We start from the raw sequence: 15,323 nt of genomic DNA on the forward strand, positions 1-15,323 counted from the left end.
CCCTACAAATGATTTTTAATGGTTTCAAAGATTTTAACCGTCAAATCATTGGAGGTTTCTTTAGTAAATTCATCGGGATAAATAGCTGGGGATATGATTACTTCCACATTAGCAGGCTTTAAATCCCGATCATTATTGGCTTCTAATATTTTATAAGTATTTTTAATAGTAATAGGGACGATAGGAACATAGGCTTTTTGTGCTGCCTTTAAACTACCTGGTTTAAAGGGATTTAACTCACTGCTTTTGCTCCTGGTTCCTTCAGGGAAAATAACCATAGACTGTCCAGTTTTTAAGTTTTCAGTAGTTTCCTTAATAGCCAATAATGATTGTCGGATATCATTTCTATCTATAAATACCCCTTCCATACATTCCAACCATTTACTGATAATAGGCCATTTTTTCAATTCAATTTTTGCTAGAAAGCCCAAAGACTTTGGCAGGTATAACAATAGTATAGGAATGTCAAAATAGCCCTGATGGTTGCTTACAAATAATACTGATCCATCCTTTGGTATATGCTCCAATCCTGTTACCTTAACGGTGCTGCCGGTGGAACCTATCAATATAGTACACCATTTTTTACTGATCCCATCGGTGTAGCTTCTTTTTTCCTCTGTACGTCCTTCCTTATGTAGCTTTTTTACCTTTGGTATGGCAAAGACCTTCACATACAAACCATATAATAAAAAGTGAGCAATTCCAAAAAACTTTTTCATTTTTTGTTCCCTCCTAGCTAAGACAGCATAATGTTATGATGTTATTATATTATCATATAATTTGAGGGGTTTAAAGAAAACTTTTCATTTTAGGTTCTTTTTAGGGAAAACAGGAAATAGAAAATATATGAAGAATAATATATATAAATTTTGTGGATTAGAGGGAGGGTAAAATGATGGGTAAATTTAACGTAGCTGTTTGTCAAATGTTGGTTACAGACAATAAAAAGAAGAACCTAGAAAAAGCTGAGGCTATGATTCGTGAGGCTCAGTCCCAAGGAGCACAGCTGGTGGTTTTGCCAGAAATATTTAATTGTCTCTATAATAATGATTATATGAGGGAAATGGCAGAGGACTTTCCAGGGGTAACCACAACTATGTTGAGAAATCTAGCTAAGGAACTTGGTTTATATATTGTAGGAGGATCTATACCAGAAAAGTCAAAGGAGAAAATTTTCAACACTTCTTATACTTTTAACCCAGAAGGAGATTTGATTGCTACCTACAGAAAGATGCATCTGTTTGATATTGATGTTAAGGGAAAAATTACTTTTAAGGAATCTGATATTCTAGCCTCTGGAGAAGGGATAACGGTAGTGGATACTGAATTTTGTAAAATAGGCATTGCCATATGCTATGATATGAGATTTCCAGAACTGATGAGATTAATGGCTTTAAAGGGGGCAGAGGTTATTGTAGTGCCAGCTGCCTTTAACACCACTACAGGTCCAGCCCACTGGCATGATACCATCAAAATAAGAGCAGTAGATAATCAAGTATATTTTATTGCCGCATCTCCTGCCCGTAACCTTGAATCCAGTTACCATGCCTATGGTCATTCTACGATTATGAATCCATGGGGGGAGATTGTGGCTACCACCAATGAAGAAGAATCCATTATTTATGGTGAAATAGATTTAGATTATATAAAAAAAGTAAGGGAGGAACTGCCCTTATTAAAGCATCGTCGAACAGATTTATATAGATTAGAAATCCTAGAAAAATAATTTATAAAATTAAAGGGGAGGGAGAAACTGGGCAAAAAATCACACCCATAAATTAGATGAAAAGTTAAAATGAACCATGGCTATGGTAAAATATCATGAATTACAATATATTGGAAACAACCATGTAACCTATAGTTTCTAAGGGCACTCCCCTTTGGCAAATCTTACAACCCCTGAAAATGTATACACTACTTCTCCTTTATGCTAAAATTTTTTAGAGCAAAGCTAAAAAAGCTAGAGAGGTTGATGTATATGAAAATACCATCGAAAAAAATAATAATTGGCATATTAGCAGCAACACTATTGATTGGAGCTGTTGCTTCAGGACTGTTAGCAAATCCAGCTATTCTAAAAATGGAAGATGCTATCATGGGAACTGAAGGATACTTAGGAGGGGAGGATAACCTAGCCTATGAAACTTCGGAGGAAGATTTAGAAGAAGTTGAAGATAGAGAAGACGTTATAGATGACTTTAAAGATGAAGTGGTTAAAGAAATTAAAGAAATTAAAGAAAAGACCACTACAGAAGTTAAACAGCAAAATACAGTAGATAAGTCCCCTATTACTGGCGAAAGGTATACTGTAAAAAGTGGCGACACATTATCTTTAATTGCCCAAAGAGCTGGAGTCTCCTTAGGGCAATTAAGAAGTATCAATGGTTTAAACTCTGATACCATCTATATTGGACAAGTACTAAAAACTAAAGGAACATCACCAACTACAAATGTTGCCGCAGCTACAAATACCCAGTCCCCATCAAGGGGAGGATCTCAAAGGGATGAGGATATCTATTGGTTGAGTAGAATTATCCACGCAGAGGCTCAAGGAGAGCCTTACCAAGGTAAGGTAGCTGTAGGAAACGTTATTTTAAATAGGGTAAGAAGTGGGAAATTCCCCAACACCATCTATGGAGTAATCTTTGACCGACAGGACGGTTATACACAGTTTTCACCAGTTATAGATGGAACTATTTATAATACCCCCCATAAAGATAGTGTTAAAGCAGCAACTGAAGTTTTAAATGGTGTTAGACCTGTGGGAGAAGCACTATACTTCTTAAATCCAAGAAAGGCAACAAACTTTTGGATTGTAAATAACCGACAATATATGAAAACTATTGGAGACCATGATTTTTACTATTAAATAAAACTAAGAATTAAAAAATAAAACTAAGGGTGGAGTATTTCACCCTTAGTTTTATTTTTGACCCTCCATAAGCGACTGCCGTAGAATTGTAGACTTTAGCCATATTTAGCTTGCTTCTTTTTTATTGTGCATATAGTTTAATAAAATATTTTTCACATCTCCAATTAAGTAAAGGGATCCTGTAAAAATAGTAACTTCATCGAGAGCTGTATTTTTCAGACCGTATATTACTGCCTCCTCTAAAGAAGAGATAATAGCAGTTTCTTTACCAAAAAGAAGGGTTTTATCCATCAATTCCTCAGGTTCCATAGCTCGTGGGCTGTTAGGACGAGTAAAGACAACTTTATTACATAGAGGTACGAGATTCCCCAAAACCCCTTCTACATCCTTATCCCTCAACATACCAATAACCATATTGATTTTTTGCCCTTGAAAATATTGTTGAATAGCTTGCTTTAATACCTCAGAGCCCTGGAGGTTATGGGCCCCATCAATCAAAACTAAGGGGTTATGATGCAATATTTCCAATCTTCCTCCCCAAAAATTACTATATAAACCCTTAAATAGGCTGTCATTACTAATAGAAAGCATATTATTTTCTCTTAACACCATTAAAGTAAGTGTAGCCAAAGCAGCATTATAAACTTGATGTTTACCTATCATTTTAATCTTCAAGTCTTCATAATGGCCAAATGCTGTGGAGAGATTGAAAATCTGCTCTTTAATATTCATATCCAGCAGGTCTACATCCTTTTCCTGTAAGCTATAAATTTTAGCATTTTTATCTTTTGCAACCTTTTTAATAACCTCTTCAACCATAGGTTCTTGCCAATGGTAGGTTACCATACCCTGGGGCTTGATGATACCAGCCTTATGGAGGGCAATCTGCCTAAGATCAGATCCTAAAATATCAATATGATCTATACCTATAGGTGTAATCACAGAAATCAGTGAATTTTTGATAATGTTTGTAGCATCTGTTAATCCACCTAATCCTACCTCTAAAATAACATAATCTACTTTTTCTTTAACAAAATATAAAAAGGCCATTAATGTCATCATATCAAACATTGCAGGAGGGTCCATCCCCTCCTCTAGTAGAGGTAAAATTACTTTAGATAAATCATCAACTATAGCTGCAAAGTCCTCTTTTGAAGCATTAATACCGTTAATTTTAATTCTGTCGGTATAACATTGCAAATGTGGAGAGGTAAAAAGACCAACTTTATATCCTTCTGCCATCAACATGCTGTGGATAAAGGAACAAGTGGAACCTTTACCATTGGTTCCAGCTACATGAATAAATTTCAAGTGATCCTGAGGATTACCTAAAACATGTAATATTTTACCGATATTTTCTAAGCTTAATTTTGTTCCAAAACTATGATTTTTTTCAATAAATTGAATGGCCTCCCAAAAGTTCAACCAACACTCCTCCTAATCATGATAATAGATTTTTTTCTTTGCAATAGATTTATTATACAACCAAAAAATCTCCTATACAATAGGGAAAAATCAAGAAAAAACTTGTTTAGGAAAATATTTTTTCGACAGAAACAAACAAAGTAAAAAAATACCAAAAACTGCCTAGAAACAGGTTTTATATCCCTAAGCTGTATGATCCATTGGGTTATAGATGGGGTTTATAAAATACTAATAATTTTAAATTAAAGTTGACAGAATTATTAAAAGTATGTTAAACTACCTTAAATGTTAACAAAGATCAAGTATAAATTTAAAAATCTATAATATTGATAATATTTAAGACTATAATTAAATATATAATTAATAAATAGAGGTGCACTGAAGATGAGTATATAGTAGGTGACAAGAGGGAAACCCTCAATACTACTATAAAAAGGCTGACGTGCCGAAGCTGTTGAATAGTTATCGATTTAACGGCTGGGGGTTTAGTGAATAGCTAAATCACTGTCATGGGGATAATGTCCATGGGGCGCTATTTGTTAATTGCAAGGTTCATAGATGATTTAATAGATATTGCTATTATTTATTAACATGTCTTGTTTACTATTGCATTAACAAACTCCTAGGATTTAACCTAGGAGATTTTTATTAGTCTTAATATATGAAAAATATTACTAAATCAATTAATTTATGGGAGGAGAATATGAAATGGGTTTATCAATTGGTGTTGTAGGAGCAACAGGAGCTGTTGGTAGAAAGGTAATTGAAATTTTAAAGGAGAGAAAGGTGCCTATTGAGAAGTTAAGAGTGTTTGCATCAGCCAGATCTGCCGGAGAAAAGTTGGATTTCAATGGGCAAGAGGTTACAGTAGAGCTACTAACAGAAGAAGTTATGAAGGATAAATTTGATTACTTACTATTTTCAGCTGGTGGAGGTGTATCAGAAAAATATGCCCCCATTGCAGCCGAGGCAGGAAATATCGCTATAGATAACTCCTCACAATGGAGAATGACTGAAGGGATTCCATTGGTAGTACCTGAGGTAAATCCCCATGTGCTAAAGGATTATAGAGGTATTATAGCAAACCCCAACTGTTCTACTATACAAATGATGGTGGCTTTAGCACCATTGCATAAGCGATATGGTATTAAAAGAATAGTTGTATCCACCTACCAAGCTGTGTCAGGCAGCGGTCACAACGCTATTGTAGAGCTGGAAGGTCAAATGCGGGATGCTGAACATCCAAATCAAGTTTATCCTAAGAAAATTGCTGCCAACTGTATTCCTCATATAGATGTATTTAATGAAAATGGATTTACAAAAGAAGAATTAAAAATGGTGTACGAGACACAAAAGATATTAGAAGATAATACTATAGAAGTAAATGCGACTACTGTTAGAATTCCTGTGTTTTATGGACATAGTGAATCTATCTACCTAGAGTTTAAGGAGGAGCCGGATTTAAAAGAGGTAAGAGAAATTCTTGAAAATGCTCCAGGTGTAGTTGTATTAGATAATCCAGCAAATAACGAGTATCCAACACCTTTAGAAACAGCTAATACAGATGATACTTACGTAGGCCGTATACGAAGGGATTTATACAATCCTAAGGCACTATCTCTTTGGGTAGTTGCAGATAACCTAAGAAAAGGTGCTGCCACCAATGCTGTACAAATTATAGAGGTAATGGAGGCAATGAAGTAAGGTATAGGATTTTTAAAAAGTAGGGTTTAAAAATAAAATGAAAAGGAGGAAAAATTATGTTTAACGGTGCCGGCGTTGCTATTGTTACCCCTTTTAAAGGTGGAAAGGTTGATTTAGCAGGGTTTGAAAGGCTTATTGATTTTCAATTAGAAAATGATAATCAAGCGTTAATTGTTTTAGGGACTACTGGGGAGGCATCCACACAGAGCTATGAGGAAAGGGAAGCGGTTATAAAAACTGCTGTAGCAAGAGCCAACAAAAGAGTGCCTGTTATCATTGGAACGGGCTCCAACAGTACAGATGTATCGATTAAATATACAAAGCAGGCAGAAATGCTAGGTGCAGATGGCATCCTACTGGTTACTCCCTACTATAATAAATGCACCCAAAAAGGACTTATACAACATTATACAGAAATTGTAAAATCTACATCTCTTCCAGCTATTCTTTATAATGTTCCTGGAAGAACAGGAGTGAACATTGAACCTGCAACAGTAGCAGAGTTAGCAAAGGTAGATAATATTATTGGCATTAAAGAAGCCAGTGGTAATATGACACAAATTCTTGAAATAAAGAGATTAGCACCAGCAGATTTTAAAATTTGGTCGGGTAATGATGATAACATCCTACCGATTTATTCCTGTGGGGGTCATGGGGTGATTTCTGTATTAGCCAACATACTGCCGAAGGAAACCCAAGCTATGTGCAAAGCCTTCCAAGAAGGAGATGTTCAGGAAGCTATTAGACTACAGGTTTACTATAAGAAACTTATTAGCTTATTATTTATAGAAGTGAATCCAATTCCTGTAAAGGCAGCATTGGGTACTATGGGCTATATTGAAAATGAACTAAGACTTCCTTTAACACCCATGGAGGAGGAAACTAAACAAAAGCTAATTGAAGAAATGAAACGGCTACAAATCATATAGGAGGGAAGGGGCTTATGAATTTAGTTATTGCTGGTATTAGTGGGAAGATGGGACAAATGATTTATAAGCTTGCTGAAGAAAGTGGTTATTGGAATAAAGTAGAGGGAGTTGATCTTAAGAAGACCTTTGATGCTCTTGAGGAAGTGCCTGACGTTGTTATAGACTTCTCACATCCCACAGCAATGGAAGGAGTTCTGAAGTATTGTCTAGGAAACAATATCCCCTTAGTTATAGGTACCACTGGTTTTGAAGAAAAGGAGCAGCAGCTTATCCATGATGCTTCAAAAAACATTCCTATTCTCCAAGCCACCAATATGTCCTTAGGAATGAACCTAGTCTTTTCTCTAGTAGAACAGGTGGCTGCTATATTAAAGGATAATGTGGATATAGAGGTTATTGAATCCCATCACAATAGAAAAAAGGATGCACCTTCTGGAAGTGCTAAAACCATCGTAGAAGCAATTGAGAAGGGATTAGGTGGTGATAGGAAAAGGGTTTATGGTAGAGAAGGACAATGTCCTAGAGAAAAAGGAGAAATTGGTATTCATGCTATCCGTGGTGGTAATATTGTAGGTTTTCATGAAGCAAACTTTATTAATGATTTAGAAACCGTAAAAATCACCCATGAAGCCCATGATAGAGGTGTTTTTGCACAGGGAGCATTGGAAGCGGCTAAGTTTTTAATTGGAAAACCTAATGGTTTGTACAATATGAAGGATGTATTGAATTTAAATTAAGAGTTTTTTAAAACACCGGCTGCCTTTGTAAAAGGGCAGCTGGGTTGTATAGACTCATAAATCCCATGGTTTCATGGAAACATAAGAAAAGCCTATAAAAAAATACTAGGAGGAATAAAAGATGGATGCAAGAGAAATTATACAATACATTAAAGAAAGCGAAAAAAAGACACCCATAAAACTATATTTAAAGGGACAGGTGGGTGATATACCATGGGAAAAGTGGCAGATGAAAACCTTTATTACAGGAGACACAGGGATCATCTTTGGAGAATGGAAGGAAATTGCTCTGTTATTGGAGGAATTTAAAGACAAAATAGAGGATTTTGTTCTTGAAAATGACAGAAGAAACTCAGCTATACCCCTATTAGATATGAAAAATATCCATGCTAGAATTGAGCCAGGGGCCATCATTCGAGAAAAAGTAGAAATTGGTAACAATGCTGTTATTATGATGGGGGCTGTTATTAATATTGGGGCTGTTATTGGTGAAGGTACCATGATTGATATGAACGTAGTTGTAGGAGGTAGAGGTACAATAGGTAAAAACTGCCACATTGGAGCAGGGGCTGTTGTAGCTGGTGTGGTAGAACCACCATCAGCAACACCAGTTATTATAGAGGATGATGTAGTTGTAGGGGCAAATGCTGTAATTTTAGAAGGTGTAAGAGTGGGAAAAGGTTCTGTGATTGCTGCTGGAGCTGTGGTTACAGAGGACATTCCTGAAAACGTAGTAGTAGCAGGAACACCAGCTAAAATCATAAAAACAATTGACGATAAAACAAAATCTAAAACAGAAATAGTCCAAGAACTTAGGGATATAATGGGGGCGTAATAACCAATGAACATTGTGGTTCAAAAATATGGGGGCTCGTCTGTAGCCACAACAGAAAAAATAAAAAAAGTAGCAGAAAAGGTTATTAAGAAAAAAGAAGAGGGCTATCATGTTGTAGTCATTGTATCAGCTATGGGAAAAACCACTGATGAATTAATTTCCCTAGCTAAGGGAATTACTGATAATCCTGTGCCAAGGGAGATGGACATGCTTCTTACCACTGGAGAACAGGTTTCTATAGCCCTATTAGCTATGGCTTTGAATGCCAAAGGATATTCGGCTGTTTCTTTTACAGGACCTCAAATGAATATTCAAACAACAGGTATTCATCAAAAAGCCCGTATTAAAGATATAGAGGCATCTAAACTCCTAAAGGCCTTAGAGGAAAATAAGATTGTGGTGGTAGCAGGATTCCAAGGGGTTACAGAGGATAATGAGTATACAACACTAGGCCGTGGTGGTAGTGATACTTCTGCAGTAGCTTTAGCAGCAAAGCTAGGGGCCATATGTGAAATCTACACAGATGTAGATGGGATCTATACAATGGATCCTAGAAAATTACAAAAGGCTAAAAAAATAGAAAAGATTAATTATGAAGAAATGATGGAGATGGCCAGCTTAGGAGCGGGGGTAATTCATTATCGTGCTGTGGAGCTAGGACATAAATATCAAATTCCTATTTATGTAGCCTCTTCATTTTCCGATGAAAGAGGAACGCTGATAACAAATGGAGGTAGAGTTGGAATGGAAGAAACTTTGATTACTGGAATGGCCTCAAGTCTAGAGGATATACAAGTCACACTATTGAATTTACCTTCTTGTACCAGCAGTTTATATAGATTGTTTGGAGAGCTGGCAGAAGCAGAAGTAAATGTCGATATGATTTCTCAAATGCTTACTGAAGAGAATAAGATGAATGTTGGATGTACAATCCCTAAAACTGACCTCCATATAGCAGAAGAAATTGTGGAAAAATGGCGTCAAGAAAATAAGGATATCCAATGGGAAGTAAACACCGACATTGCCAAAATATCTGTAGTAGGTCTAGGAATGCGTTCCCACTCAGGGGTAGCTGCCAAAGTATTTGAATTAATGGCAGAAAATAATATTGAAATCAAAATGATAACAACCTCAGAGATAAAAATCACTTGGGTTGTAGATCAAAAGGATGAGTTGAGGACCATTGAATTAATAGGTAGTGGATTTGGATTGGAGATGGAAGCATGATAAAGGACTGGCAGCGGTTGGATGAAAAATATATCCTACCTACCTATGGCAGAATGTCTATCGTAGTAGATAGAGGAGAGGGTATGTATATTATAGATGAAAAGGGAAACCAATACTTAGATATGTTTTCTGGGTTAGCCGTCAATGCCCTAGGTCATTGTCACCCAGAGCTTTTAGAGACATTACAGCATCAAAGTAGTCGGTTTGGACATATTTCTAACTTCTTTTATAATAAACCAGCTATAGAATTGGCAGAAAAGTTGGTGGAGGCCACTTTTCCTGGGAAGATTTATTTTGCTAACTCTGGAGCAGAGAGTACAGAGGCAGCTATAAAGTACATTCATAAATATGGTAAGGATAAAAACCGTGAAGGTGTGGTAGTATTTAAAAATAGTTTCCATGGTCGAACCTTAGGGGCTTTAAAGTTAACAAGAATGGAAAAGGTTCAGCAGGATTTCCCAGCTCCAGATATACCTGTTTATGAGCTGGCTAAAGAGGATTTGGTGGAACTGGAAAGAATATTTCAACAGCATGAACCAGCAGCCCTATTATTTGAACCTGTTTTTGGTTCTGGTGGTGTACAGGTTATTTCAGTGGAATTTATTGAGGGTGCTAGAAAACTTTGTGATGAATATGGAATATTACTATGTATGGATGAAATTCAAACTGGAATAGGAAGAACAGGTGCATTATTTGCCTATCAGCATACATCTATTACTCCTGATATCCTCTTATTTGCTAAGGGGGTAGGTGGAGGATTACCCTTGGGTGGTATTTTAGTAGCCGATCAAATAGCCCATTACTTTAAAAATGGAGATCACGGCACCACTTTTGCTCCAAATCCCATTGCTGCTGCAGTAGGAAAGAGAACTATAGAGCTTTTGGAGGAGAATATCCTACAAGAATCTAAGGAGGTAGGCCAATACCTACGACAACAGCTACAGCAGCTACAAGAAGCCTATCCTGACATCATAGGAGAAATCCGTGGTAAGGGGTTGATGTTGGGTGTAGAAACATTAAAAAATTCAGATCAATTAACCCTTGAATTTCTTCATAAGGGAATATTGGTAAACGTCACCAATGGTAATATACTAAGACTTTTACCATCATTGATTATTGAGAAACAACATGTTGATATCTTTATAAAAGAATTCAGAGAAATTCTTCAACAATGGTAAAAGGGCCCCTAGGGTCCCTTTTACTACTCAAATCTAAGGAAGTTATAGGTTTCTTAGAAGTTGCTATAAACCAACATATTCCTAAAAAATCAATAAGGTTCCTATGATGAATTATGCAAATAAAATAAATAGTTGCCAAATCCATAAATTCTATGCTATAATTATTTCTACACGGGCAATTAACTCAGCTGGTAGAGTGTCTCCTTGACGTGGAGGAAGTCGGGGGTTCGAGTCCCTCATTGCCCACCAATAAAAATATGTGGTAATTTACACGAATGTGTGAGGTAAAGCATAAGTTTGTCGTATTGACAAGGGTATGCTTTGTTTGTATTTTGCCAAGACTATGCTTTAATCTAGAAGTAGAGTGTTAAAGGTTTAATTCAATGGCAAATATTTTTTAATAGGTAATATTAGAGGCAAAAGTTTATATTATATAAATGGGTATATTGCTTATATTTAAAGCAGATATACCCATTTTTTAGTTTATGGGTTGTTATTATTTTACAAGATTATATGAGTCAAATGAGGAAGTATATTAGCAATCGAAGAATTGATTATTCAGTTGACCTCGAGTGAACTACAATTAAATAAACGAAGTATATTCGTTAAATGAGTGCAATTTAGAGTTCAAGTAATATATGCTTTAATAAAATTTGTCATAGGCAAGCGACATAAACTTAGGGTGTCACTTAACATGCCCATTGCTGTAGCATACAAGAAGTACCATCAGCAAAATACCTTCTTAATGGTGCAAGTACCGTTTTGGAGGGAGAACTCCGGGGGTACAGTTCAAAGGCACTGGAGATACGGAGACGTTATATGCCGTCCCTACTAAAAAATAGTGGTAGTACGTAACATGCTGATGATAGAGATAATTACATAAGATGGAGAAAGTGAAATAAAGATGATTTATATAATTAAGGGAACTTTCATATATATTTGGCGTCTAACAATTAGAAGGAGTGATTATATGAGAAGGTATTTATGTTTACTAGTTTGTATGGCTGTAAGTTTGACACTCTTGTCAGGATGTGGAAGTTATGGCAATAGAAATTCAACCGAAGGAACAGTGAATACAGTATTGATAACTGATTCAATCCAATCTGATGAAACAACTGAATGGGAACCTACAACATATGAAACTGTCAACAACTTTCCTAGTGTCACTATGACTATAAAAAAAGCAAGCGTATCTTCTACAGGATTGACTATAGAATTTAAGAATAACTCTGGCAATCAGTGTATCTATGGTGAATACTTTTTATTGGAAAAGAAAATCAATGAAAGATGGTATCAGGTTCCTGTTTCTATAGATGATAATTACGCATTTCATGATATTGGTTATAATTTGGATTCTATGAACGATGGAGAATGGAAAATTGATTGGAACTGGCTCTATGGAAGTTTGGATACTGGTGAATATCGTATAGTGAAGGATATAGTGGATTTTAGAAATACAGGGAATTATGATAAGTACTATTTGACAGCGGAGTTTACAGTTCATTAATTAAACAAAACGGCACTCTTTAGCTTGTTATGAGGGCATAACAGATCAAAAATGTGACGTTGGAACAACACGGGGGTTGTTCCCTACAATAAATATATACATCCATTGAGGCGATCTTTGACCTCCCCATTAATAAAAATTCATTTATAAATTTAAATTGAGTAAATAAATTAAGTAAAGATGATTTTGTTTTGACTTAGCAACAGACAGAGTTGAAAACAAGAAAGAGAGATGTAGTATATTATATACACATAATATACTACATCTCTCTTTCTTGTTGTATTACCTTCTTAATAATTGAAATTTCTCTACAGAATGGAGAGAAATTTCATAGATAAATTAGAAAATTATATTAGCTATTAGTACAATAATAGGCAGAGTAACTAAAGTCCTTTGAATGAAAATGATTATTAAATCCTTTATAGACAAAGGAATTTTAGAGCCCAATAGTAACCCGCCTACTTCCGACATATAAATTAATTGGGTGACAGATACACAAGCTATGATAAACCGTGTTAGTTCACTTTCGATTCTACTGCCAATTACAGCAGGTAAAAACATATCAGCAAACCCAACCACAAGGGTTTGGGAAGCCTCTACTGCTTCAGGAACCTGTAATAAGTTAAGCAGAGGAATGAAGGGTAAGCCTAACCATTGGAAAACAGGGGTATATTCTGCTATAATCACGGCCAATGTTCCTAAAGCCATAACAATAGGAAGAACACCTAACCACATATCTACTACATTTTTTATACCACCCTTTAAAAAGTCCATTACATCAGTATTTTTTTTAGCCTTTATAATAGCTTGATTTAATCCCCATTGAAAAGGAGTAAAACCTTCTAGGATTTCTTCGCTGTTATTTTGACAAGTATTATTATAATAAATATGAGATTTTCTTGATAGTGGTGGAATACGAGGCACAATAATAGCAGCCACTACTCCTGATAGTGTTACAGTTAAATAAAATGGTATAAATAAATGGGATAAACCTATTTGTGAAATCACAACAAGACAGAAGGTAACAGAAACTGCAGAAAAGGTTGTTGCAATTACTGCTGCTTCTCGCTGTGTATAATAACCTTCTTCGTACTGTTTACTAGTCATTAGAACGCCTATGGTGCCATCTCCTAGCCAAGAGGTAATACAGTCTATGGAAGAACGTCCTGGCAAATTAAAGATAGGACGCATGATCCTAGTTAATAATGTCCCAAAGAATTCTAATAAACCAAAATTCAAAAGAAGAGGTAAGAATATGCCGGCAAATAGGAATGTAGCAAATAAAATAGGCAGCAAATCAAATAAAAGCAATCCACCGGTATCTTCAGACCACACCCAAATTGGACCTATCTCAAACAAGGTTAAAGTTGCAAAGAGGAGGCCTAAAACTCTACATATTAACCATAGAGGAGATATATCGAATAAGGTAATAAGAAAACTATGTTTTGTTATAAAAGTAGGTCTAAGGGTTTTTACAACAATACTACCCAGTACGGTTATACTCATTAATACAGTTATGATGGCAGGTAAAGTGTCGGATAGTATATCTAAAATTATCCCAGAAAAGACAGCTATGGGAATAGTAATTTCTCCATTATGAGAAATTGGAATCATAAAAATCAACACCCCTATTATTGAAGGAACAATAAAAGAGAGTAAATCTGCAGTTGAATAGTTGGGTTTAGTTATTTCATTTGTTTTAATCATGGAATAGCTCCTTTTCTATTTAGATTTTTAATTTTATACACAATAATTAATTTTAATACATTATGCATAAAAATTCAACAACTTGTATTTAAAAAACCAAAGTTTAAATATTCAAAAAATGTTTAATTAAATAATACCCAAAAACAATAAATAAAGTTGTACCAGCAATTGTTCTAATAAAAGGAAGTGTAACAAACATTAATTAGTATCTATATGGTACCTGTTGAAAATTGGTACTTTAGCCTTCAGATTTTTTTAGTTGTAATGTATACTACATATGCCATTGTATTAGGCAAGGTTTAAATTTGTAGAATAATAAGAAAGAGACATCCAATTATGGATGTCTCTTTCTCAAAACAAATGCTATATTGCTAGATAAAATAGAATTCCTAAATAATGGGTGATGCTTCCACCTAGCACAAACAAATGCCATATACCATGGTTAAAAGGAATTTTTTTACACGCATAAAATATTACTCCAAAGGTATAAAATAACCCTCCTGCCAAAAGCCAACCAAACAATCCTCTAGGAACTGTATGTAGCATTGGCTTGATAGCAATTACAATAAGCCATCCCATAAGAATATAAATTATAGTAGAGAGATGTTTAATTTTATCGATAGAAATAACCTTTAAAACGATGCCTACTATAGCTAAAGACCAAATGATTGTGAAAAGGGTCCAGCCCCAGCTACCCCTAAGAGCTACAAGGGTGATGGGAGTATAACTTCCTGCTATGAATAAGTAAATTGCAACATGATCTAAAACCCTAAAAATTCTTTTTGTTTTTTCATGAAAAATGCTATGATAGAGTGTAGAAGCTGTGTAAAGAAAAAATAAAGTAAACCCGTATATGCTAAAGCTTATGATCCCCCAAATATCACCTTTGATACTGGCAAAAGCAATTAGAATCGCTAAGGCAACTATACTAAGAAGTATACCAATACCATGGCTTATACTATTAAAAATTTCTTCTGCGAGAGTGTATCTACTAAGACGTTTATCGTTTTTGGAGTCTACTACTGGATTATAAGGCATGCTTTACTTTCACCTCCGTTTAATATTTGTTAGTTATTTTGCACATGCAACGATGTATTTAAACCTATGATAAAATACTTTTTACTAATATTATACATTAGTTGAGGGATAGATGACAGGAAAACTTTAATTTTATTTGATGATTATTGCAATATTGAGTTAAT

At 35.1% G+C, this 15,323-nt stretch carries 13 protein-coding genes, 1 tRNA gene and 1 riboswitch; of the genes, 10 read left to right on the plus strand and 4 right to left on the minus strand.

What is annotated here, in order from left to right; translation table 11 throughout:
• Positions 1 to 2: 2 nt before the first annotated feature.
• A complete protein-coding gene (locus tag BLS22_RS04860; RefSeq protein WP_090551109.1) occupies positions 3 to 719 on the minus strand; it encodes a lysophospholipid acyltransferase family protein in 717 nt (238 codons plus the stop codon).
• Between the two features lie 176 nt (positions 720 to 895).
• On the opposite strand from BLS22_RS04860, the gene BLS22_RS04865 reads away from it, so the two are divergent.
• On the plus strand, positions 896 to 1,726 hold the full coding sequence (locus BLS22_RS04865) for a carbon-nitrogen hydrolase family protein (protein WP_090551112.1): 831 nt from the start codon (positions 896 to 898) through the stop codon (positions 1,724 to 1,726).
• 252 nt (positions 1,727 to 1,978) lie between these two features.
• The gene (locus BLS22_RS15265; RefSeq protein ID WP_208974661.1) at positions 1,979 to 2,869 is read left to right on the plus strand and encodes a cell wall hydrolase; all 891 of its coding nucleotides are present in this window, start codon (positions 1,979 to 1,981) and stop codon (positions 2,867 to 2,869) included.
• Between the two features lie 108 nt (positions 2,870 to 2,977).
• Here the strand turns inward: BLS22_RS15265 and BLS22_RS04875 are convergent, their stop codons facing one another.
• Entirely contained in the window at positions 2,978 to 4,297 is a 1,320-nt protein-coding gene (locus BLS22_RS04875; RefSeq protein WP_090551118.1) for a bifunctional folylpolyglutamate synthase/dihydrofolate synthase, read from the minus strand.
• A 360-nt stretch (positions 4,298 to 4,657) separates the two neighbouring features.
• Positions 4,658 to 4,840, plus strand: a riboswitch (Lysine riboswitch).
• Between the two features lie 165 nt (positions 4,841 to 5,005).
• On the opposite strand from BLS22_RS04875, the gene BLS22_RS04880 reads away from it, so the two are divergent.
• From BLS22_RS04880 to BLS22_RS04915, 8 genes are all read left to right on the plus strand, one after another.
• The gene (locus BLS22_RS04880; protein ID WP_090551120.1) at positions 5,006 to 6,001 is read left to right on the plus strand and encodes an aspartate-semialdehyde dehydrogenase; all 996 of its coding nucleotides are present in this window, start codon (positions 5,006 to 5,008) and stop codon (positions 5,999 to 6,001) included.
• 56 nt (positions 6,002 to 6,057) lie between these two features.
• A complete protein-coding gene (gene dapA, locus BLS22_RS04885; RefSeq protein ID WP_090551123.1) occupies positions 6,058 to 6,930 on the plus strand; it encodes a 4-hydroxy-tetrahydrodipicolinate synthase in 873 nt (290 codons plus the stop codon).
• Positions 6,931 to 6,944: 14 nt separating this feature from the next.
• Positions 6,945 to 7,667: a 4-hydroxy-tetrahydrodipicolinate reductase gene (gene dapB, locus BLS22_RS04890; protein ID WP_090551127.1), complete on the plus strand. Its 723-nt coding sequence runs from the start codon at positions 6,945 to 6,947 to the stop codon at positions 7,665 to 7,667.
• 121 nt (positions 7,668 to 7,788) lie between these two features.
• Positions 7,789 to 8,502, plus strand: a complete 714-nt coding sequence (dapD, locus tag BLS22_RS04895) for a 2,3,4,5-tetrahydropyridine-2,6-dicarboxylate N-acetyltransferase (protein ID WP_090551130.1) — start codon at positions 7,789 to 7,791, stop codon at positions 8,500 to 8,502.
• A gap of 6 nt (positions 8,503 to 8,508) precedes the next feature.
• The gene (locus BLS22_RS04900; protein ID WP_090551134.1) at positions 8,509 to 9,729 is read left to right on the plus strand and encodes an aspartate kinase; all 1,221 of its coding nucleotides are present in this window, start codon (positions 8,509 to 8,511) and stop codon (positions 9,727 to 9,729) included.
• A complete protein-coding gene (locus BLS22_RS04905; RefSeq protein ID WP_090551137.1) occupies positions 9,726 to 10,907 on the plus strand; it encodes an aspartate aminotransferase family protein in 1,182 nt (393 codons plus the stop codon). The genes BLS22_RS04900 and BLS22_RS04905 overlap by 4 nt, the downstream gene beginning before the upstream one ends.
• Positions 10,908 to 11,080: 173 nt before the next feature.
• A tRNA-Val gene (locus tag BLS22_RS04910) sits at positions 11,081 to 11,156 on the plus strand.
• Between the two features lie 721 nt (positions 11,157 to 11,877).
• Positions 11,878 to 12,414: an immunoglobulin-like domain-containing protein gene (locus BLS22_RS04915; RefSeq protein ID WP_090551139.1), complete on the plus strand. Its 537-nt coding sequence runs from the start codon at positions 11,878 to 11,880 to the stop codon at positions 12,412 to 12,414.
• A 339-nt stretch (positions 12,415 to 12,753) separates the two neighbouring features.
• On the opposite strand, the gene BLS22_RS04920 is transcribed toward BLS22_RS04915, so the two are convergent.
• Together BLS22_RS04920 and trhA are read right to left on the minus strand one after the other, a co-directional pair.
• On the minus strand, positions 12,754 to 14,121 hold the full coding sequence (locus tag BLS22_RS04920) for a YjiH family protein (RefSeq protein ID WP_090551143.1): 1,368 nt from the start codon (positions 14,119 to 14,121) through the stop codon (positions 12,754 to 12,756).
• A gap of 363 nt (positions 14,122 to 14,484) precedes the next feature.
• Positions 14,485 to 15,159 (minus strand): PAQR family membrane homeostasis protein TrhA, encoded by a 675-nt coding sequence (trhA, locus tag BLS22_RS04925; protein ID WP_090551145.1) that lies wholly within the window; start codon positions 15,157 to 15,159, stop codon positions 14,485 to 14,487.
• Positions 15,160 to 15,323 lie beyond the last annotated feature (164 nt).

This window comes from Natronincola ferrireducens, from assembly GCF_900100845.1.
GTDB lineage: Bacteria > Bacillota > Clostridia > Peptostreptococcales > Natronincolaceae > Natronincola_B > Natronincola_B ferrireducens.